The sequence below is a fragment of the Micromonospora matsumotoense genome, assembly GCF_900091525.1.
Lineage (GTDB): Bacteria > Actinomycetota > Actinomycetes > Mycobacteriales > Micromonosporaceae > Micromonospora > Micromonospora matsumotoensis.
On record NZ_FMCU01000007.1, the window covers coordinates 54,833 to 74,310 of the forward strand.

General features: G+C 72.4%; 18 protein-coding genes. 5 read left to right on the forward strand and 13 right to left on the reverse strand.

Features of this window, described 5'->3' with window-relative positions; genetic code table 11:
• Positions 1–49: 49 nt before the first annotated feature.
• The 4 genes from dnaE to GA0070216_RS36120 all read right to left on the reverse strand — a co-directional run bounded on the left by dnaE (position 50) and on the right by GA0070216_RS36120 (position 7,624).
• Positions 50–3,580: a DNA polymerase III subunit alpha gene (gene dnaE / locus GA0070216_RS15855; protein ID WP_091246394.1), complete on the reverse strand. Its 3,531-nt coding sequence runs from the start codon at positions 3,578–3,580 to the stop codon at positions 50–52.
• 241 nt (positions 3,581–3,821) lie between these two features.
• The gene (locus GA0070216_RS15860) at positions 3,822–5,096 is read right to left on the reverse strand and encodes a metallopeptidase domain-containing protein (protein WP_176738984.1); all 1,275 of its coding nucleotides are present in this window, start codon (positions 5,094–5,096) and stop codon (positions 3,822–3,824) included.
• A gap of 258 nt (positions 5,097–5,354) precedes the next feature.
• A complete protein-coding gene (locus GA0070216_RS15865; protein ID WP_091246399.1) occupies positions 5,355–6,938 on the reverse strand; it encodes an MDR family MFS transporter in 1,584 nt (527 codons plus the stop codon).
• Positions 6,935–7,624: an acyl-CoA-like ligand-binding transcription factor gene (locus tag GA0070216_RS36120; RefSeq protein ID WP_091246401.1), complete on the reverse strand. Its 690-nt coding sequence runs from the start codon at positions 7,622–7,624 to the stop codon at positions 6,935–6,937. The genes GA0070216_RS15865 and GA0070216_RS36120 overlap by 4 nt, the downstream gene beginning before the upstream one ends.
• A 213-nt stretch (positions 7,625–7,837) precedes the next feature.
• Between GA0070216_RS36120 and GA0070216_RS15875 the strand changes: the two genes are divergently transcribed.
• Both GA0070216_RS15875 and GA0070216_RS15880 read left to right on the forward strand, forming a co-directional pair.
• Complete coding sequence (locus tag GA0070216_RS15875) at positions 7,838–8,377, forward strand: RNA polymerase sigma factor (RefSeq protein ID WP_091246403.1); 540 nt, start codon at positions 7,838–7,840, stop codon at positions 8,375–8,377.
• The gene (locus tag GA0070216_RS15880; protein WP_091246406.1) at positions 8,370–8,921 is read left to right on the forward strand and encodes a hypothetical protein; all 552 of its coding nucleotides are present in this window, start codon (positions 8,370–8,372) and stop codon (positions 8,919–8,921) included. Before GA0070216_RS15875 ends, GA0070216_RS15880 begins: the two co-directional genes overlap by 8 nt.
• On the opposite strand, the gene GA0070216_RS15885 is transcribed toward GA0070216_RS15880, so the two are convergent.
• Complete coding sequence (locus GA0070216_RS15885) at positions 8,918–10,387, reverse strand: serine/threonine-protein kinase (protein WP_091246408.1); 1,470 nt, start codon at positions 10,385–10,387, stop codon at positions 8,918–8,920. The genes GA0070216_RS15880 and GA0070216_RS15885 overlap by 4 nt on opposite strands.
• Before the next feature lie 144 nt (positions 10,388–10,531).
• Here GA0070216_RS15885 and GA0070216_RS15890 point away from each other — a divergent pair, with 144 nt between their 5' ends.
• From GA0070216_RS15890 to GA0070216_RS15900, 3 genes are all read left to right on the forward strand, one after another.
• On the forward strand, positions 10,532–11,125 hold the full coding sequence (locus tag GA0070216_RS15890; RefSeq protein ID WP_091246410.1) for a hypothetical protein: 594 nt from the start codon (positions 10,532–10,534) through the stop codon (positions 11,123–11,125).
• Positions 11,126–11,242: 117 nt separating this feature from the next.
• A complete protein-coding gene (locus GA0070216_RS15895; RefSeq protein ID WP_091246413.1) occupies positions 11,243–11,584 on the forward strand; it encodes a PadR family transcriptional regulator in 342 nt (113 codons plus the stop codon).
• Positions 11,581–12,543, forward strand: a complete 963-nt coding sequence (locus tag GA0070216_RS15900) for a permease prefix domain 1-containing protein (protein WP_091246415.1) — start codon at positions 11,581–11,583, stop codon at positions 12,541–12,543. Before GA0070216_RS15895 ends, GA0070216_RS15900 begins: the two co-directional genes overlap by 4 nt.
• A 91-nt stretch (positions 12,544–12,634) precedes the next feature.
• Here GA0070216_RS15900 and GA0070216_RS15905 read toward each other — a convergent pair whose 3' ends face one another.
• From GA0070216_RS15905 to pgsA, 8 genes are all read right to left on the reverse strand, one after another.
• Positions 12,635–13,249 (reverse strand): ribonuclease FAU-1 family protein, encoded by a 615-nt coding sequence (locus GA0070216_RS15905; protein ID WP_245722532.1) that lies wholly within the window; start codon positions 13,247–13,249, stop codon positions 12,635–12,637.
• A 5-nt stretch (positions 13,250–13,254) separates the two neighbouring features.
• Complete coding sequence (locus tag GA0070216_RS15910) at positions 13,255–14,007, reverse strand: YebC/PmpR family DNA-binding transcriptional regulator (RefSeq protein WP_091246418.1); 753 nt, start codon at positions 14,005–14,007, stop codon at positions 13,255–13,257.
• A 232-nt stretch (positions 14,008–14,239) separates the two neighbouring features.
• Complete coding sequence (gene pdxT, locus GA0070216_RS15915) at positions 14,240–14,845, reverse strand: pyridoxal 5'-phosphate synthase glutaminase subunit PdxT (RefSeq protein ID WP_091246420.1); 606 nt, start codon at positions 14,843–14,845, stop codon at positions 14,240–14,242.
• Positions 14,846–14,882: 37 nt separating this feature from the next.
• Positions 14,883–15,800: a pyridoxal 5'-phosphate synthase lyase subunit PdxS gene (pdxS, locus tag GA0070216_RS15920; protein WP_091246422.1), complete on the reverse strand. Its 918-nt coding sequence runs from the start codon at positions 15,798–15,800 to the stop codon at positions 14,883–14,885.
• 242 nt (positions 15,801–16,042) lie between these two features.
• Positions 16,043–16,546, reverse strand: a complete 504-nt coding sequence (locus tag GA0070216_RS15925) for a hypothetical protein (protein ID WP_091246848.1) — start codon at positions 16,544–16,546, stop codon at positions 16,043–16,045.
• A gap of 8 nt (positions 16,547–16,554) precedes the next feature.
• Complete coding sequence (locus GA0070216_RS15930) at positions 16,555–17,724, reverse strand: glycosyltransferase family 4 protein (RefSeq protein ID WP_091246426.1); 1,170 nt, start codon at positions 17,722–17,724, stop codon at positions 16,555–16,557.
• A 14-nt stretch (positions 17,725–17,738) separates the two neighbouring features.
• Positions 17,739–18,680, reverse strand: a complete 942-nt coding sequence (locus GA0070216_RS15935) for a phosphatidylinositol mannoside acyltransferase (RefSeq protein ID WP_091246428.1) — start codon at positions 18,678–18,680, stop codon at positions 17,739–17,741.
• Positions 18,677–19,297: a phosphatidylinositol phosphate synthase gene (gene pgsA, locus GA0070216_RS15940; protein WP_091246430.1), complete on the reverse strand. Its 621-nt coding sequence runs from the start codon at positions 19,295–19,297 to the stop codon at positions 18,677–18,679. The genes GA0070216_RS15935 and pgsA overlap by 4 nt, the downstream gene beginning before the upstream one ends.
• Positions 19,298–19,478: the final 181 nt, after the last annotated feature.

A 19,478-nucleotide genomic window follows, 5' to 3' on the forward strand; every position in this document is an offset into this window, starting at 1 on the left:
AACGGGGTGACGACCCCCGGGCGGGGTGACCACCCGCCCGGCGGGTCGGTCAGCTCACGTTGGCGGGGCCGAGGACGCTCTTCAGGTCGCCCATCAGCGCGGTGGTGGCGGCCACCCGGAACGGCCCGAGGCGCAGGGTGGTCACCTTGCCGCCGTTGAGCAGCTTGACGTGCACCTCGGTGTCGCCCGGGTGCAGCACCAGGGTCTCCTTGAGCCGTTCCACCAGCGGCGGCGTGCAGCGGTGCACCGGGATGGTCAGCGTCACCGGCTTGCTGCCGGGGGTGCTGCTGACATCCGGCATGGACATGTCCATCGCCATGATCCGCGGGGTGTCGTCGCGCCGGTCCACCCGGCCCTTGACCACCACGATCGCGTCCTCGGCGATGTACTGGCCGATCACCTCGTAGGTGTTCGGGAAGAACAGCGTCTCCACCCCACCCGCCAGGTCCTCCAACGCGGCCGAGGCCCAGGCCCGGCCCTGCTTGGTGACCCGGCGCTGCACGCCGGAGAGGATGCCGGCCAGGGTGACCACCGCCCCGTCGGGCACGGTGCCCTCCTCGGAGAGCGCGGCGATGGTGGTGTCGGCCGCCGCGCCGAGGACGTGTTCCAGCCCGAACAGCGGATGGTCGGAGACGTAGAGGCCGAGCATCTCGCGTTCGAAGGCGAGCTTGTCCCGCTTGTCCCACTCCGCGTCGCCGATGACCGGCATCACGGTGGTGCTGCCGGTGTCGGCGTCACCGAAGCCCGCCCCGAACAGGTCGTACTGGCCGACGGCCTCCTTGCGCTTGACGTCGGCGAAGGCGTCGATGGCGTCGGCGTGCACGGCGAGCAGGCCCTTGCGGGTGTGGTCGAGCGAGTCGAAGGCGCCCGCCTTGATCAGCGATTCGATGGTCTTCTTGTTGCAGACCACCGCGTCGACCTTGGACAGGAAGTCGTAGAAGTCGGCGTACTCGCCCTTCTCCTCGCGGCACCGCATGATCGCCGCGACCACGTTCGCGCCGACGTTACGGACCGCGGCCAGGCCGAACCGGATGTCCTTGCCGACCGGGGTGAACGGGCCGGCGGAGGTGTTCACGTCCGGCGGCAGCACCTGGATCCGCATCCGGCGGCACTCCGACAGGTAGAGCGCCATCTTGTCCTTGTCGTCACCGACGGAGGTGAGCAGCGCCGCCATGTACTCGGCCGGGTAGTGCGCCTTGAGGAACGCCGTCCAGTACGACACCAGGCCGTACGCCGCGGAGTGGGCCTTGTTGAAGGCGTACCCGGCGAACGGCACCAGGACGTCCCAGACCGCCTGGATCGCGGCGTCGGAGTAGCCGCGCTCGCGGCAGCCGTCCCGGAACGGGATGAACTCCTTGTCGAGGATCTCCTTCTTCTTCTTGCCCATCGCCCGGCGCAGCAGGTCCGCCTGGCCGAGGGTGTAGCCGGCGAGGATCTGCGCGGCGCGCTGCACCTGCTCCTGGTAGACGATCAGGCCGTGGGTGGGCGCCAGGATCTCCCGCAGCGGTTCCTCCAGCTCCGGGTGGATCGGGGTGATCTCCTGGAGGCCGTTCTTGCGCAGCGCGTAGTTGGTGTGCGAGTCGACGCCCATCGGGCCCGGCCGGTAGAGCGCCAGCACGGCGGAGATGTCCTCGAAGTTGTCCGGCTTCATCAGCCGCAGCAGCGAGCGCATCGGCCCACCGTCGAGCTGGAACACCCCGAGGGTGTCGCCCCGGGCGAGCAGCTCGTAGGCGGGCTTGTCGTCCAGCTCCAGGCCCAGCAGGTCGAGTTCCCGACCGTGGTTGAGCTGGATGTTCTTCACCGCGTCGTCGATGATCGTCAGGTTGCGCAGGCCGAGGAAGTCCATCTTCAACAACCCGAGCGACTCGCAGGTCGGGTAGTCGAACTGGGTGATGATCGCCCCGTCGGCGTCCCGGCGGGTCAGCGGGATGTGCTCGATGATCGGCTCGGCCGACATGATCACCCCGGCGGCGTGCACGCCGGTCTGCCGGATCAGCCCCTCGATGCCCTTGGCGGTGTCGATCACCTTGCGGACGTCCGGGTCGGACTCGTAGAGGCCGCGGATCTCGCCGGCCTCGGCGTACCGGGGGTGCTTGGGGTCGAAGATGCCGGTGAGCGGGATGTCCTTGCCCATCACGGCGGGGGGCATCGCCTTGGTGATCCGGTCGCCGACCGCGTAGGGGAAGCCGAGGACCCGGGCCGAGTCCTTGATCGCGGCCTTCGCCTTGATCGTGCCGAAGGTGGCGATCTGGGCGACCTTGTCCTCACCCCACTTGTCGGTGACGTACTTGATCACCTCACCGCGCCGACGCTCGTCGAAGTCGATGTCGACATCCGGCATCGAGACCCGCTCGGGGTTGAGGAACCGCTCGAAGATCAGGCCGTGCGGGATCGGGTCCAGGTCGGTGATGCCCAGCGCGTACGCGACCAGCGAGCCGGCGGCCGAGCCACGGCCCGGACCGACCGCGATGCCCTGGTTCTTGGCCCACTGGATGAAGTCGGCGACCACCAGGAAGTACGACGGGAAGCCCATCTGGTTGATGACGCCCAGCTCGTACTCGGCCTGCACCACGTGGCCCTCGGGGATGCCCCCGGGGTAGCGGCGGGCCAACCCCTTGAAGGTCTCCTTGCGGAACCACGACTCCTCGGTCTCCCCCTCGGGCACCGGGAAGCGCGGCATCAGGTTGTGGAACTCGAACATCCCGCTCGGGTCGACCTTCTCGGCGACCAGCAGGGTGTTGCGGCAGCCCTGCTGCCAGAACTCCGAGGAGTCGACCGCGCGCATCTGGTCGGCGGACTTGACGAAGTAGCCGCCGCCCTCGAACCGGAACCGGTTGGGGTCGGCGACGTTGCTGCCGGTCTGCACGCAGAGCAGCACGTCGTGCGCCTCGGCCTGCGCCTCGTGGGTGTAGTGCGAGTCGTTGGTGACCACCGGCGGGATGTCCAGCTTGCGGGCGATCGTGATGAGATCTTCCCGGACCCGCTGCTCGATGGAGAGCCCGTGGTCCATGATCTCCAGGAAGTAGTTCTCCTTGCCGAAGATGTCCTGGTAGGCGGCGGCGACCTTGAGCGCCTCGTCGAACTGGCCGAGTCGCAGCCGGGTCTGCACCGCGCCGGACGGGCAGCCGGTGGTCGCCATGATCCCCTCGGCGTGCTCGGCGATCAGCTCCATGTCCATCCGGGGCCACTTGACGTAGTGCCCCTCCATGGACGCGCGCGAGTTGAGGGTGAACAGGTTCTTCAGGCCCTGCGCGTTGCGCGCCCACATGGTCTTGTGGGTGATCGCGCCGTTACCGGAGATGTCGTCGCTCTTCTGCTCCGGCCGACCCCACTTGACCCGCGCCTTGTGATAGCGCGACTCCGGCGCCACGTACGCCTCGACGCCGAGGATGGGGGTGATCCCGGCCGCCATCGCAGACTTGTAGAAGTCGTTCGCGCCGTGCATGTTGCCGTGGTCGGTGATCGCCACCGCCGGCATCCCCAGCCGGTTGGCCTCGGCGAAGAGGTCCTTCAGCCGGGCCGCCCCGTCGAGCATCGAGTACTCGGTGTGCACGTGCAGATGCGCGAACGAATCGCCCATGCGTGGCGTCCCCCCGGATCGGATCATGGGTCACGAGATCAGGCCGGTCCACGATAGCGCCGCCCGGGGAAGCCACTGAACCCGCCGCGCGGAGACCTCCGCGCGGAGGTCGTGCGGTCCCGCACGCCGTACACCGACAGTCACCGCGCGGCCCCGCAAAGCCCGCCGCCGACGCGGACAGGGGTGCCCCCGCCCGGTCGGGCGGGGGCACCCCCACGACGCCACCGGCGTCGCCCGCGGATCAGACGACGGTGACGGAGACCTCACGGTTGTTCCCGGGGGTGGCGGTCAGTTGCACGGTCACCCCGCCGTAGGTGACGGTGTGGCCGATCGCGGTGAGGGTGGCGTTGACCAGCGCCTTCTCGTCCGTGCCACAACTGGTGACATCCGAGCCGGGGGTACGGTCGACCACCTCGACCGGGAAGGGCCCGCCGATGGGGGGAACGCTCCCGCCGGGCGAGGCACCCCCGCTGAACACCGAGGTGGTCACCCGGTAGACCAGCACTCCGGGCTGGAAGCAACCCGACGACACGTCGAGCCCGCTGATCTGCCGGTTCTCCACCACCACGGCGGTGTTCCCGCCGGTGTGGACGACCACCGCCTTGGTGCCACCGGTCGTACCCAGGGGGGTCAGGACCGCCGACGCGCTCCCCGTCGTGGTCCGGCAGTCGATCTGGGAGTCGGTGAGCCATCCCGCCTTCCACTTGTGCCAGGCGAACAGGTCGGGAGCCCGGGCGGAGATGAGGCCCATCAGGTCCCAGCCGCCCACCGCCCGGTGGATGCTGTCGGCCGAGTTGTACGAGTAGAGGTCCGGCAGCCCGAAGAGGTGCCCGGTCTCGTGGTTGAGGATCTTGTAGCCCCAGTAGTCGACGTCCTGACCGAAGGTGACGGCATGGCGCAGTTCGGCCCCGTCGGCGGTCACTCCGTCACCGGGGGCCGCGACCCACGCCGGCGATATGTCGAAGGTCGTCGCGGACTTCGGCGGCACCACGTAGACGATCTGGTAGAGGCTGAAGTCGATCGCGGAGTCCGCGGCGGCCACCGCGGCGGCCAGGTACGACCGCTGGGTGAAGAAGTTCGATTGGTAGCCGGCGAAGCTGCCGTGGGTCTGCGGGATGTGCCGCCACGTGGTGTCGAAGGTCAACTGGAGGTTCAGCGCACCGTACGAGGCCTGGGTGAAGACGTTCGGGGCGGCGCCGAACGTGCTGGTCCGGCCGGCCCGCTCCCCGCTGACCGGGGCCGCGTTGGTGAAGTCCACGAACAGCACGATGCCCCGGACGGTGCCGCTCGGCGGCAGCCAGGTGGCGTAGTTGGTCGGTCCCTCGTGCTGCCACCCGGTCACCGGCGTGGGCAACTGGCAGGGGCTGACCAGTGTCGACCGGGCGGGCCCCGCCGCCGCCCCTGCTGTCGGCGGCCCTTCGGCCGGTGGCGCTGCCGTCGCCGGCACCGCCGGGGCGAGCAGCACGCCGGCCACCAGCACCGCGAGGGCCGTCCTGGCTCGAACACCCAGCGACATCAACCTCCTCCTACCGGACTTACTGTCGTTCGCTGATTCGCTCATGGAGCCGATCCTGCCAAGGTGCTCATCAGGCTCGCATCGGTAGAAACCACCTAGTCCCCGGCACCGGAGATCCACTCCCGACGACACCGCAGCACGGGGCTGTCGAGTTCAGTCACGATCGACCACGGGTGGCTCCCCGGACCCGATGGTCCCCCGCTGGTCGACGACGACGGTCCCGGACCGGAGGCCGTGCCCGGGACCGTCGTGTCGACATCAGTGCATCGCGGTCAGGGCCGCCGCCTCCTGCTCGGCGCGCTCGTCGCCGCTGACCTCGTGCAGCGGCTTCTCCCGGATGAACACGACCGCGACCAGGGCGAGGAAGGCGATCGGGGCGCCGATGAGGAACAGCTCCGAGGTGGCGGTGGCGTACGCGTCCCGCACGACCGCCAGGACCGGGGCGGGCAGCGCGGAGAGGTCGGGCACCTCGGTGGTGCCGCCGCCGGTGGCACCGGCGGCCGGGCCGAGCCGCTCGGTCAGCAGCCCGGTGACCCGGTTGGCCAGCACCGCGCCGAGAACGCTGACCCCGATCGCGCCGCCCATGCTGCGGAAGAAGGTCAGCACCGAGGTGGCCGCGCCCAACTCGTGGGCGGGCACGTCGTTCTGCGCGGCGAGGACCAGGTTCTGCATGAGCATGCCCACGCCGGTGCCGAGCACCGCCATGTAGAGCGAGAGCAGCGGCACGCCGGTGTCGGCGTCGATGGTGCTCAGCAGCAGCATGCCGACGGTCATCACGGCCGCCCCGGCCACCAGGTAGGCCTTCCACCGGCCGTACCGGGTGATGAGCTGGCCGGCGACGGTGGAGGAGACCAGCAGGCCGAGGATCATCGGCAGGCTCATCAGGCCGGCGACGGTCGGCGACTTGCCGAGCGAGGTCTGGAAGTACTGCGACAGGAAGACCGTGCCGCCGAAGAGGGCCACCCCGACCAGCACGCTGGCGACCGTGGTCAGCGTGACGGTACGGCTGCGGAAGATCCGCAACGGGATGATCGGCTCGGGGACCCTCGACTCGACCCACACCGCCAGGGCCAGCAGCGCCAGCCCGCCGACGACCATCAGTGCGGTCCAGCCCGAGGCCCAGGCGAACCGGTGCCCGGCCAGCGAGGACCAGACCAGCAGGGTGGACACGCCTGCGGTGATCAGCACCGCGCCCCACCAGTCGATCCGCGCCTTGCGACGGACCTCCGGCAGGTGCAGGGTGCGTTGCAGCAGGGCGATCGAGAGCAGGCTGAACGGCACGCCGATCAGGAAGCACCAGCGCCAGCCCAGCCAGGAGGTGTCGACCAGGACCCCGCCGATCAGCGGGCCGGCGATGGTGCCGACGCCGAACACCGCGCCGAAGATGCCGGCGTACCGGCCCAGCTCACGGGGCGGGATCATGGCCGCCATCACGATCAGCGCCAGGGCGGTCATCCCGCCGGCGCCGATGCCCTGCACGACCCGGCTGACCAGCAGGATCTCCACGGTGCGGGCGAGCCCGGCGATCAGCGAGCCGACCACGAACAGGCCGAGCGAGAGCTGGATGAGCAGCTTCTTGCTGTAGAGGTCGGCCATCTTGCCCCAGAGCGGGACGGTGGCGGTCATCGCCAGCAGCTCGGTGGTGACGATCCAGGTGTAGACGGTCTGGCTGCCGTTGAGCTCGGCGATGATGCGCGGCAGCGCGTTCGCCACCACCGTCGAGGCGAGGATCGCCACGAACATGCCCACCATCAGGCCGGAGAGGGCCTGGAGGACCTCCCGGTGGGACATTCGGCCGGCACCCGCCCCGGGCGGATCGGTCGGTGCGGCAGTTGCGGTCATGGACGTTTCCTCACAGGTGTGCGCTGCCCGCCCGACGCGGTCGCGCCGGGCGGGTCGGTGGTGGGGTCGACGACCCCGCCGGTACGGGGGTCGGGCAGCCCGGCGGCGACGGCGGCGAACGCCTCGTCGAGCAGTTCGGCCAGGGGGCGGGCTCCACCGCCGGTGGCCCAGCGGACCATGGCGGTCCGCAACGCGGCGCCGGTGACCGCCACCACGAGGGCCGGATAGCCGTCGTCGCACGAGTGGCCGGTACGCGCCGCGAGCGCCTCGACCATGGCCTGTTCGGTCGCCGCGTTGCCGGAGACCAGCCGGGCCAGCAGCACCGGGTGCTGCATCACCACCTGCATCCGCAGCAGCCACAACGCCGCATCGCCCTCCACCTCGTCGATCACCCCGGCCAGGGCCAACCGGATCGCCCGCAGTGCCGGCACCTGCGCCGGCACGGTGTCCAGCGCCCGCAGCACCCGTTCCCGGTCCCCCTCGGTGTCGCCGGTCAGGGCGTCGTCCTTGGTGGCGAAGTAGTTGAAGAAGGTCCGCGCGGAGACGTCCGCCGCCTCGCTGATCTCCTCGACCGTGACCTGGTCCAACCCCCGCTCGGCGACCAGGCGCAGCGCGGCGGCGGCCAACGCGGCGCGGGTCTGCCGCTTCTTGCGGTCCCGTCGCCCGAGCCCCTCGTCGATGGTCATGCCCCGGAGCCTAGGAACAAAGATGCAGGCACTGCAAACTTGCGCGGTGTGACATGAAACTCGGACGGTAGGAGGTGGGCGTCCCCGTCCGGCGGCCCGTCGAGCGGCCACGTCGGTCGGCCGCGTCGGTCGGCTGGCCGACTCGGGAACCCGCCGTCCGGTCCCGCGGCATAGCCTCTACGGCACCACATCACGGCGGACAGGGAGCCGGTAATGCTCCTCGCGAACGACATAGACGACCTGGCCGGCGCCGCCGCCCGGGGCGAGCCGGGTGCGCTCGACGCGCTGCTGACAGCGGTGCGCCCCGAGGTGCTGCGGCTCTGCGGCCGGCTGCTGCCGCACCGCGAGGACGCCGAGGATGCCTGCCAGGACGCCCTGCTCGCGGTGGCCCGGGGCATCGGCCGGTTCGAGGGCCGGTCGTCGTTCCACACCTGGCTCTACCGGCTCACCGCCAACCGGGCCCGCTCGACCTACCGGACGCTGCGTCGACGCTGGCAGGTCGAGGCCGGCGGGGTGCCGCTGCCCGACCCACCCGACCCCCGGCGCACCAGCGTGGTCGCCGGCACCCGGCTCGACCTGCTCGACGCGTTGGACGCGGTCCGCCCCGAGGCCGCCGAGGCGCTGACCCTGCGCGACGTGCTCGGCCTGCCCTACCGGGAGATCGCCACCCTGCTCGACGTGCCGGAGGGCACCGTGAAGTCCCGGGTCCACCTGGCCCGCCGGCAGGTCCGGCAACGGCTGGCCGGTGAGTGAGCGCCCCCGGCGGGGCCGGCGACTGATCACCCTGCTGGTGCTCGTACCCGTGACGGCCTGCGGACCGACCCCGGTCGCTCCGCTCCCGGTCCGGTCGCCGACCCCGACGGTCGCCCCCACGACCCCGACCGCCCCGACCGCCCCGACCACGGCGGCACCCACCTCGGCCGGGCCGGTCGTCGGCACCGTCAGCACGCCGTCGGCCCGGCACACCCCCGCGCCGCCGCGTCGGACCCCGTCCGGCAGCACCCGCCCGCCGTCGACGAGCCCCCGGCCGCAGGCCTGTCTCGGCCCGGTCCGCTACGACCTGGTGGTCGCCGACACCGAGTTGGCCCTGCTGAAGTCGCTCTGCCTGAGCGTCGGCGGGGTGCTCCGCATCCAGGGGATCGGGCCCGGCGAGGTCGAAGTGGACCGGGAGGACCTGGTTTCCAGCCACTACGAGGCGGGGGTGGTGGACATCCGCTTCGTCCACCCCGGCACGGTGCAGGTGACCATCCCACACGGTGGCAAGACATATCCGGTCACGGTGGTGGTGGTGGCCTAGCCGCCGGCCGGGCGTATCCGCACCCCGGCCAGCAGCGTGTCCACGAAGTCCGGCCCGCTGCCCGGAGGCGGGACGATCTGCGCATAGAGCAGGCCGTCCCGGCCGGCGCGGGCCGCCGCCTCGACCAGCACCGGACGCCCCGCGGGGCAGCTGAACCCGGCGACCACCCACTCCACGCCGGCCAGTCGGGTACGACGCACGGGCACCGCCACGCAGTCGGCATGCGGGCGTTGCGCGACGAAGTCCGCCGGGGTGGTCCGCCGGGCCAGGCCGACCGAGAGCCCGACGAAGGCCCCGGGCACCGTCGGGTCGGTCGCCCACCGACCGGGGTCGGGCGAGACGACCAGCGCCGGTTCGAGCCGCCCCCGCGCGTCGTACCGACCGGCCCAGCCCGTCCCGGCGGCCCGCCAGCCCGCCGGCAGGGTGACGCTCACCGGCCCGCTGCGCCCCCGTCCGGGACCGGGCGCGGGGGCGCCCGCGTCGCCGGCGGTCACCCCCACCGCGACGAGCGCCAGGGCAGCGGCCCCGACCAGGCGGAGCCGGCGGGCCGCCCCCCGCCGGAACCCCGACGGCCCCGCCACCAGCCGATCCGCCCGACCGGCGTGGTCGGCGTGGTCACGGTGAGCGGCGCGGCCGACCCGGTCGGGGCGGGGACCGTTGTCGGCGGACCGGGTCCCCGGTGGCGGTGCTCCCGCCGGGCCCGGGTCGCCGGGCCGGCGGGTGGCCCGGCGCAGCGCCGCCCGGAAGGCGTCCGCGTCGGGGTAGCGGTCGCGGGGGCGGGGAGCGGTGGCCCGACGCAGCACCGCCGCCACCGGTCCGGGCACCCCCGCCGCACGCTGGTCGGGGCCGCCCAACAACCGCAGGCCGAGCCGACCCAGCCCGAACACGTCGCTGCGGGTGTCCACCACGGCCAACGGGTCGTCCTGCTCGGGAGCCATGTAGCCCGGGGTGCCGGCACGGGCGGTCAGCCCGGACGCGGCGGCGAGCGCCTTGGCCAGGCCCAGATCGGCGATGACCACCCGTTCGCCCTCGGCGGTCGAGGCGAAGAGCACGTTGCCCGGGGTGAGGTCGCGGTGCACCACCCGCTGCCGGTGCAGCACGGCCACCCCGGCGGCGATCTCGTCGAGCAACGCCAGGGCCACCGGCACCGGCAGCGGCCCGGCGGCCAGCCGGTCCCGCAGGCTGCCGCCGTCGGCGAGGGCCAGCACCGCGTACGGCCGGCCGTCGGGGAGTTCGCCGACCGCGTGCACCCGGACCAGCCGCGGGTGGTCGAGTCGCCGCAGCAGCCGGGCCTCGTCCCGGAAGCGTTCCCGGACCCGCAGGTCGTGGCTCCAGTTCTCGGCCAGCACCTTGATCGCCACCCGGGAGTCGAGGACCGGGTCGTGGCCGAGCCAGACGGTCGCGAAGGAGCCCGCGCCGAGCAACCGCTCGATCCGGTAGGACCCGATCCACGCCGGAGTGCTCATCGCCCCACCCCCACCGCACGGTAACCGGCATCGACGGGTGCCGGCGTCCGTCAGACCCGGGAGCAGTCGGGAAGCCGACGAACGGATTGCGGCCGGGCGGAGACCAACAGAACGACAGACCCGTACCACCGAAGGAGTGCCGTCATGCATCGTCTTCCCACCATCCTGCTCACCGGCGCGCTGGCCCTCGCCGCCCTCGTCCCGGCCGGCCCGGCCGGGGCCGCCGGGCCGGGCTCCGACCCCGGCGTCCGGTCCGGCTCCACCGTGGACCTTCGGCCGGGCCGTACGGCCGGCAGCACCGATCTGCTCAGCGTCCGGGGGGCGGGGCCGTTCCGGATCGGGGCGTCGCTGACCCGGCTCACCTCGGCCGGGCTGATCGACTGGTCGGTCGTCGACTGCGACGGCGTGGTCCAGGCCGGGGTCACCGGCGAGTGGGCCGGGGTGATCCTGGTGGCCTTCCGGGACGGCCGGCTGGTCGAGGTGGGCACCGCCGGCGCCCCGCCCCGCTCACCGGCCGGGGCGTCGGTGGGCATGTCCTTCGCCGAGCTGGCGCAGATCTACGGCTCGCGGGGTGCCCTGATCCACAACGACGCCGGGGACGCCACGGCCTACCTGGTGCGGTTCGGCAGCCGGGTCGAGCTGTTCACCGGCCACCCGATCCGGCCGGGCGTGGGCTACTTCCAGGTCGGGCCGGCCGACCACGTCGAGCGGACCTTCCGGCAGGGCCGCTCCTGCTGACCGCCGGTCCGGGCCGGGGCGTCGGGGTTCTCCCCGACGCCCCGGCCCGCATGGTGGCGCTACCCACATTACTGTCTCGCTCGACATTAGTGTGTGACACACAGTATGGTGTGAGACATGATCAGCGAGGAGGTCCTGCGGACCCATCTCCAGGAGCTGCGTCGCGGCACGGTGGTGGTGGCCAGCCTGCTGGCCCTGCGCCAGCCCGGCTACGGCTACGCACTGCTGCAACGCCTCGCCGGGCACGGCTTCCCGGTCGACGCCAACACCCTCTATCCCCTGCTCCGACGGCTGGAGGAGCAGGGGCTGCTGACCAGCGAGTGGAACACCGAGGAGAGCCGGCCGCGCAAGTTCTACCGCACCAGCGCCGACGGGGAGACGGTCCTGGCCCGCCTGCTCGACGACCTCGCCGCCGTACAGACCTCCGTGACCGGGCTGATCGAAGGAGCCGACCGATGAACACCCTGACCGACCGCTACCTCGCAGCCACCCTGCGGGCGGTGCCGGCACCCCGGCGGGAGGAGATCGCCACCGAGCTGCGGGCCGCCATCGAGGACATGATCGACGACCGGGTCGGCGGCGGACAGGACAGCGCCACCGCCGAACGCGAGGTGCTCACCGAGCTGGGCCACCCGGAACGCCTGGCCGCCCGGTACGCCGACCGCCGGCTCCAGCTCATCGGCCCCACCTACTACCTGGTCTGGCAACAGGTGCTCCGCCGGCTGCTGACCACCATCCCCGGCGCGGTCGGCGTGATCGTCGGAGTGGTCCAGGCGACCGTCGGCGACAACCCGGGCGGGGCCATCGGATCGGGCATCAGCGTGGCCTTCCAGACGGCCGTGCAGATCACCTTCTGGGTGACCCTGAGCTTCGCGATCCTGGAACGCACCAACACCTCGCTCACGCTGCCCGAGTGGGACGTCGACAAACTGCCGGAGACACCGGTGGAACGCGACATCCGACTCCCCGACACCTGCGCCTCGGTGGCGATGGTGCTGCTCACCCTGGCCTTCCTGCCCTGGCAGCACTTCCGGTCCTGGGTCCGGGACACCGATGGCCAGCGCATCCCGCTGCTCGACCCCGCGCTCTGGACGTCCTGGCTGCCGGTGCTGGCCGCCGTCCTGCTGGCCGGTCTGGTGCTGGAGGTGGTCAAGTACCGCACCGGGCGGTGGACCTGGCCGCTCGTCGCGGTCAACGCCCTGCTCGACCTGGCCTTCGCCGTGCCGCTGATCTGGCTGGTGCTCACCGACCGCCTGCTCAACCCGGACCTGGTCGACCGGTTCGGCTGGCTGCGTGACGGCAACGGGCTGGGCGTCGCCAGCCGGGTCACGGTCGTGGTCGTCGCGGCGATCACGCTCTGGGATTTCGTCGAGAGCGTGGTGAAGGCGCGTCGCTCCGCCACCCGGGTCGACGCCTGAACCCCGGTCCCGGTCCGGCGCTCACGGGGGCGTCGGACCGGGACCGGTCAGTTCGATCACCACCGCGACCGGCCGGCACCATGGCGGCAGGTCAGCAGGGCAGCGCGTCCCAGCCGGCCGGCAGGCGGGGCACCGGCCAGGACGGCTCCGGCCGCCAGTGCGCCCAGCCCGCGTCCCACCACCGCTGCCCCGCGTCGAGCAGCGCGGCGATCCGGTCCCCCTCGGCCCGGATCGCCTCCGCCATGCCCGGGTAGCGCCCCTCGACGAGGCGCTGGGCGAACAGGTCCACGTCCTTGAAGACGTACCGGTCGGCGTCGGCCGCCCACCACAGGTCCAGCTCGTGGTCGAGGGTGTCCACCCCGATCGGGGTACGCCGCAGCGGGTCCTGGAGGTTGAAGTACCAACCGGCGAAGGTGCGGTCCGGCCCGGTCCAGAAGACGTCGACCGAGTGCGCCTCGCCGGGGCCTTGCAGCATCAGCTTGCCGTGCCCGGACCAGGCGGTGTGCCCCGCCGTCTGCCACGGGTGCCGGCCGCACGGAAAGACGCCACGCTCCGGGAAACCGAACTCGGCACCCGGCGGCAGATAGAGCGCCAGCAGCTCGTCGGTGTCCGCCACGCAGATGGTGGGGCAGCCGAACCAGACCTCACCACGCAGGATCTCCCGCCGGACGACCACGTCGCCCAGCGGGAACCGGTGTGCCGGCACGGCCGTCAGGCGTCCACCGCCGCCATCACGTCGTCGGAGACGTCGAAGTTGGCGTAGACGTTCTGCACGTCGTCGCAGTCCTCCAGGACGTCGATCAGCTTGAAGATCTTGCGCGCGCCGTCCTCGTCCAGCGGCACGTTGACGCTGGGGATCAGGGCCGACTCGGCCGACTCGTACTCGATCCCGGACTCCTGCAGGGCGGTGCGGACCGCGATCAGGTCGGTCGGCTCGGAGACCACCTCGTATGCCTCACCGAGGTCGTTGACCTCCTCGGCGCCGGCGTCGAGCACCGCCATCATCACGTCGTCCTCGGTGGTGTCGGCCTTGGGGACGATCACCACGCCCTTGCGGGTGAACATGTAGGACACCGAGCCGGCGTCGGCGAGCGAGCCGCCGTTGCGGGTCAACGCCGTGCGGACCTCGGTGGCGGCCCGGTTGCGGTTGTCGGTCAGGCACTCGATCAGCATCGCCACACCGCTCGGGCCGTAACCCTCGTACATGATGGTCTGCCAGTCGGCGCCGCCGGCCTCCAGGCCGGAGCCGCGCTTGACCGCGCGGTCGATGTTGTCGTTCGGGACCGAGCTCTTCTTGGCCTTCTGGATGGCGTCGAAGAGGGTCGGGTTGCCGGCCGGGTCACCGCCGCCGGTCCGGGCCGCGACCTCGACGTTCTTGATCAGCTTGGCGAACATCTTGCCGCGCTTGGCGTCGATGACGGCCTTCTTGTGCTTGGTGGTCGCCCATTTTGAGTGGCCGGACATCTCGTACCTCCGTCTGTTGACTCACGCCTCGCGTCGGCTGGCCGCGCCGGCTCCGGGCCAGGACCGGCCGCGCTGGAGGGCTGCGACGGGCAGTGCCCGCGCCGAACCGCGGCAATCCTACCGAGAGCACCCACCCCGCCGTCACACCCGGCGCGTCACCACCACCGACCCGCCGGGGAATCGTCACCAATGACCCGTTTTGCCGGGGAGGCGGAACCCGCCCGGTACGGGCTCAGCGGGCGGCTTCGACCAGGTCGGCGAAGTAGCGGTGCAGACGCAGGTCGCCGGTCAGCTCCGGATGGAAGGAGGTCGCCAACAGGTTGCCCTGACGGACGGCGACGATCCGGTCGACGGCCGGGCCACCGGTGACCCGGCCCAACACCTCGACACCGGCGTCGACCCGCTCGACCCAGGGGGCGCGGATGAACACGGCGTGGAACGGCCCGCCGTCGACCCCGGTGATCTCCACCGGGGCCTCGAACGAGTCGACCTGCCGACCGAACGCGTTACGTCGCACGGTCATCGCGATGCCGGCGAAGCCCCGCTGGTCGGGGCGGCCGTCCAGCACCTCGGTGGCCAACATGATCATCCCGGCGCAGGACCCGTAGACCGGCATCCCGTCGGCGATCCGCTTGTCGATCGGCGCGCGCAGCGCGAAGATGTCCACGAGCTTGCTCATGGTGGTGGACTCCCCGCCCGGAATCACCAGCCCGTCGACCGCGTCCAGCTCGGCCGGTCGACGCACCGTACGGACGTCCGCGCCGACCCCGGTCAGGGCGGCGACATGCTCGCGGACGTCCCCCTGCAGCGCGAGCACCCCGATCACCGGTCCACCCACGTCCCCTCCTCCCGCCCCGGCGGCAGCGACCCCGGGATCACCAACCGCGCTCGGCCAGCCGGTGCGGCTGGGGGATCTCGTCGACGTTGATGCCGACCATCGCCTCACCCAGACCCCGGGACACCTTGGCCAGCACGTCCGGGTCGTCGTGGAAGGTGGTGGCCTTGACGATCGCGGCGGCCCGCTGGGCGGGGTTGCCGGACTTGAAGATGCCGGAGCCGACGAAGACCCCCTCCGCGCCGAGCTGCATCATCATCGCCGCGTCGGCCGGGGTGGCGATGCCCCCGGCGGTGAACAGCACCACCGGCAGCCGGCCCGTCTCGGCAACCTCCTTGACCAGGTCGTACGGGGCCTGCAACTCCTTGGCCGCGACGAACAGCTCGTCGGCCGGCAGGGAGCTGAGCCGGGCGATCTCCTGACGGATCTTCCGCATGTGCATGGTGGCGTTGGAGACGTCGCCGGTGCCCGCCTCGCCCTTGGAGCGGATCATGGCAGCGCCCTCGGTGATCCGGCGCAACGCCTCACCGAGGTTGGTCGCGCCACAGACGAAGGGGACGGTGAACGCCCACTTGTCGATGTGGTGGGCGTAGTCGGCCGGGGTCAGCACCTCGGACTCGTCGACGTAGTCGACGCCGAGGGACTGGAGGACCTGCGCCTCGACGAAGTGACCGATCCGGGCCTTGGCCATCACCGGGATGGAGACGGCCGCGATGATGCCGTCGATCATGTCCGGGTCGCTCATCCGGGACACGCCACCCTGGGCCCGGATGTCCGCCGGCACCCGCTCCAGCGCCATGACGGCGACCGCACCGGCGTCCTCGGCGATCCTGGCCTGCTCGGCGGTGACCACGTCCATGATCACACCACCCTTGAGCATCTCGGCCATGCCGCGCTTCACCCGGGCGGTGCCCCGGGACTGGGCGGCATCGGCGTTCGGGGAGGTCGTTTCGGGCATGGTCCATCACTCCTCGGACGTGCTCAGGGGCTGACTCCGGCTGATGCTATGACGCCCCGGACGCCGCTCCGACAGCCAATCGGCCCCACGGTGGCCTGCCCTGTGGCCCCCGTCACCCCGGGCCGCACCACCCCGGCCCGCGCCCGCCCGGCGGCCCGGCCCCGCCCGCCACCGCGACCCGGGCCGCACGCCGCCGGGCCGCAGCCGGGTCGGTAGCCCGGTCAGCCGGTCAGTAGCCCCGGTCAGCCCGTCGGGACGTCGGCGGGGAGGGCCAGGGTGGGGTCGTCGATGTCGAAGTACCGCGGCCAGGGGTGGCGGCGGCCCATCCGGCACAGCCGCACCAGCGGACGGCTCCGCGCGGTGCGCGCGTCCCGGACCAGGTCGGTGTGCACCTGCCGGGACAGGGCCAGCCGCCGGCTCGCCGCGATCACCGCCCCGCAGGCGGAATCCGCCGGGTCCAGCCGGACCGCCCGCAACTGCCGGGTGAGGTCGTTCTCGGCCGCCTCACGCTCCTCGGGGAGGGCGTCCAGGGCGATCCGCGCCGCCGCGTACAGCTCCACGCCGTAGTGTTTCTCGGCCAGCACCGCGGCAGCGGCGGCCCGGCGCAGCAGATGGGCGTCGAGCGCGCGGGCCGCCGACTCCGCCCGGGTCTGCAACCGCTCGACCCGGCCGGCCGTCCAGACCAGGTAGACGACGATCAGGGCGGCGACGACGGCGGCGACCGACACCGCCCACAGCTGCGGCATCGTCGGGGTCACCTCGGACCACCCAGCCCCGCCCACTCCTGGTCGATGACCCGACCGTCGGTGGCCTCGATGGCCGCCGCGTAGACCTCCACCACCCGGCGGGCCACCACCGGCCAGTCGTAGTGGGCCACCACCTGGTCGCCGCAGGCGGTCAACGCGGCCCGCTGCGCCGGGTCGTCGAGCAGCTCGGCCAGGACGGTCCGCAGGCCGGCCGGATCACCGGTCGGGAAGAGCCGGCCGGCCCGCCCGCCGTCGAGCACCCGCCGGAACGCGTCCAGGTCGCTGGCGACCACGGTGGCACCCGCCGCCAGCGCCTCGGTGAGGATCATGCCGAACGACTCGCCGCCGGTGTTCGGGGCGACGTAGAGGTCGACGCTGCGCAGCATCCGGGCCTTGTCGACCTCGGAGACCAGGCCGAGGAACGTCACCCGGTCGCGCAGCTCCGCCGGGAACCGCCCGAACAGGTCGTCCGGGTCGCCCGGCCCGGCCACCAGCAGCCGTAACCCGGGCCGGTGCGGGGCCAGCGCGACGAAGGCGTCCCGCAGGATCGGGAACCCCTTGCGGGCCTCGGTGAACCGGCCGAGGAAGCCCAGCGTCCCGCCGCTGCCGGTGGTGCACTCCCCCGGCCAGCCGGGCAGCGGCGCGACCCCGGCGAACTTCGCCACCGCCACCCCGTTGGGGATCTCCACCGCCCCACCGTCCAGGTGCTCGACCTGCACCTTGCGGGCCAACGCGCTGACCGCGATCCGGGCGGTGATCCGCTCCAGCAGGATCTGCAGGACGCCCTGCGCGGCGGCCAGCATCCGGGACCGGGTCAGCGCGGTGTGGAAGGTCGCCACCACCGGGCCCCGGGCCGACAGCACCGCCATCATCGACAGGCTCGGGATCAGCGGCTCGTGCACGTGCAGCACGTCGAAGTCGCCCCGGGTGATCCAGCGCCGCACCCGGTTCGTGTAGAAGGGCCCGAAGGCGATCCGGGCCACCGAACCGTTGTACGGCAGCGGCACCGTCCGGCCGGCGGCGACCACGTACGGCGGCAGTGTCGACTCCTCGTCGGCGGGAGCCAGCACGCTCACCTCGTGCCCCAGCCCGAGCAGCGCCTCGGCCAGGTCCATGACGTGGTTCTGCACCCCACCCGGGACGTCGAAGGAGTACGGGCACACGATGCCGATCCGCACTGGCGCCCCCTCCCTCAGACCGATCCGGCGCTGGCCGGGGGTGGCGGCGCGGTGGGCCCGCCGTCGGTGGAGCCCCGCTGGTCCAGCCACATCCGCTGCACCATATGCCAGTCTTGCGGATGACGGGCGATGCCCGTCGCCAGACAGTCGGCAATCCGCTGGGTCAGCACCCGGACCCGCTCGTCCAGCGGTGCGCTGTCCGGTTCGGGCACCGGCAACGGGCCCTCCAACTGCGCGCGTGGCATCTCCGGTTCGTACCACAGCGAGGCAACGTAGAGCGGGGCGCCGGTGCGGATGGCCAGCAGGGCGGGCCCGGCCGGCATCCGGGTCCGGCCGCCGAAGAAGTCCACCTCGATGCCCCGGGCGGACAGGTCCCGGTCGGCCAGCAGCGGCACCACAGTGCCCGCGCCCAACCGCTCCACCAGCACGTCGAAGGCGGGCCGGGCACCGCCGTGGGTGGGCAGGATCTCCATGCCGAGGCTCTGACGGAAGGCGAGGAACCGCTTGTAGATGCCCTCCGACTGGAGCCGTTCGGCGACCGTGGTGATCGGCAGGCCGCTGGCGGCCACCCAGGCGCCGGCGGCGTCCCAGTTGCCGGCGTGCGGCAACGCCACCACCGCGCCCCGGCCGGCCGCCACGTCGGCGACGAGCATGTCCGACCCGCCCAGGTCGAACCCGTCGAGGATCTGCTGGCGGCTCAGCGAGGGCAGCCGGAACGCCTCCAGCCAGTACCTGGCGTACGACCGCAGACTCTGCTTGACCAGTGCGTCCAGCTCCGCCTCGGGCAGGTCGGGGCCGACCACCCGGCGCAGGTTGGCGCGCAGGCGGGTGGCACTCTTGCCGCGGGTGCGGTGGGCGCGGTCGGCACCCGCCCGGAAGGCGGCGGCGGCCACGGGCCGGGGCAACGCGCGGACCAGCCGCCAGCCGGCGACGTAGCCGAGTTCGGTGAGATTCACTCCCGGCCGACCAGCTGTGCCTGGCGGTACACGTGGGCCACCCGCTGCCCGACCGTGAAGATCGACACGGCGGCGAGCAGCCAGAGGGCGATCTCCAGGGCGGGCCCGACACCGAGCCCGGTGAGCAGCCCACCGACGCCGACGATCAGCAGTCGCTCGGTGCGCTCGGCGACGCCCACGTCGCCGGTCATCCCCAGCCCCTCGGCGCGGGCCTTGACGTAGGAGACCAGCCCGCCGGCGGCCAGGCAGATCAACGCGGCGGCCACCCCGGAGTGGTTGCCCTCGGTGGCCAGCCAGTAGGCGACCGCCCCGAAGACCGCGCTGTCGGCGACCCGGTCCATCGACGAGTCGAGGAACGCGCCGAACCGGGTCGAGCCGCCACTCATCCGGGCCATCGTCCCGTCGAGCATGTCGGTCAGCGCGAAGAACGTCACGATCAGCGCTCCGGCGACCAGTTGACCGCGGGCGCCGAAACCGAGCGCGCCGACGAGCACGCCGACGGTGCCGGTCACGGTGACCGCGTTGGGGGACACGCCGGCGCGGAGCAGACCGCGCGCGACCGGCTCCACGACGCGGGTCATCCCCGCGCGGGCCGTCACTTGGAAGATCTTCGCCATGGCGGTCCCACGATAACGGCCGACAACGGCGGGCGGTACGGCCGGTCGCCCGACCCGCCCGACGAGACTTGTGCCGGGTCCTCCGGCGGGTGTGAGATCGGGGCGGAAGGTGAGCCAGCTCACCACCTCGCCCGTTGACCGCTCGCCGACCGCCGGGCCACCGGAGGATATCGCCGCGGCA

What these genes read in the sequence shown, in the direction of transcription:
- dnaE (WP_091246394.1), bottom strand. Translation starts at nt 3,580, where the DNA reads ATGGGCGATTCGTTCGCGCATCTGCACGTGCACACCGAGTACTCGATG.
- GA0070216_RS15860 (WP_176738984.1), bottom strand. Translation starts at nt 5,096, where the DNA reads ATGTCGCTGGGTGTTCGAGCCAGGACGGCCCTCGCGGTGCTGGTGGCC.
- GA0070216_RS15865 (WP_091246399.1), bottom strand. Translation starts at nt 6,938, where the DNA reads ATGACCGCAACTGCCGCACCGACCGATCCGCCCGGGGCGGGTGCCGGC.
- GA0070216_RS36120 (WP_091246401.1), bottom strand. Translation starts at nt 7,624, where the DNA reads ATGACCATCGACGAGGGGCTCGGGCGACGGGACCGCAAGAAGCGGCAG.
- GA0070216_RS15875 (WP_091246403.1), top strand. Translation starts at nt 7,838, where the DNA reads ATGCTCCTCGCGAACGACATAGACGACCTGGCCGGCGCCGCCGCCCGG.
- GA0070216_RS15885 (WP_091246408.1), bottom strand. Translation starts at nt 10,387, where the DNA reads ATGAGCACTCCGGCGTGGATCGGGTCCTACCGGATCGAGCGGTTGCTC.
- GA0070216_RS15890 (WP_091246410.1), top strand. Translation starts at nt 10,532, where the DNA reads ATGCATCGTCTTCCCACCATCCTGCTCACCGGCGCGCTGGCCCTCGCC.
- GA0070216_RS15895 (WP_091246413.1), top strand. Translation starts at nt 11,243, where the DNA reads ATGATCAGCGAGGAGGTCCTGCGGACCCATCTCCAGGAGCTGCGTCGC.
- GA0070216_RS15900 (WP_091246415.1), top strand. Translation starts at nt 11,581, where the DNA reads ATGAACACCCTGACCGACCGCTACCTCGCAGCCACCCTGCGGGCGGTG.
- GA0070216_RS15910 (WP_091246418.1), bottom strand. Translation starts at nt 14,007, where the DNA reads ATGTCCGGCCACTCAAAATGGGCGACCACCAAGCACAAGAAGGCCGTC.
- pdxS (WP_091246422.1), bottom strand. Translation starts at nt 15,800, where the DNA reads ATGCCCGAAACGACCTCCCCGAACGCCGATGCCGCCCAGTCCCGGGGC.
- GA0070216_RS15925 (WP_091246848.1), bottom strand. Translation starts at nt 16,546, where the DNA reads ATGCCGCAGCTGTGGGCGGTGTCGGTCGCCGCCGTCGTCGCCGCCCTG.
- pgsA (WP_091246430.1), bottom strand. Translation starts at nt 19,297, where the DNA reads ATGGCGAAGATCTTCCAAGTGACGGCCCGCGCGGGGATGACCCGCGTC.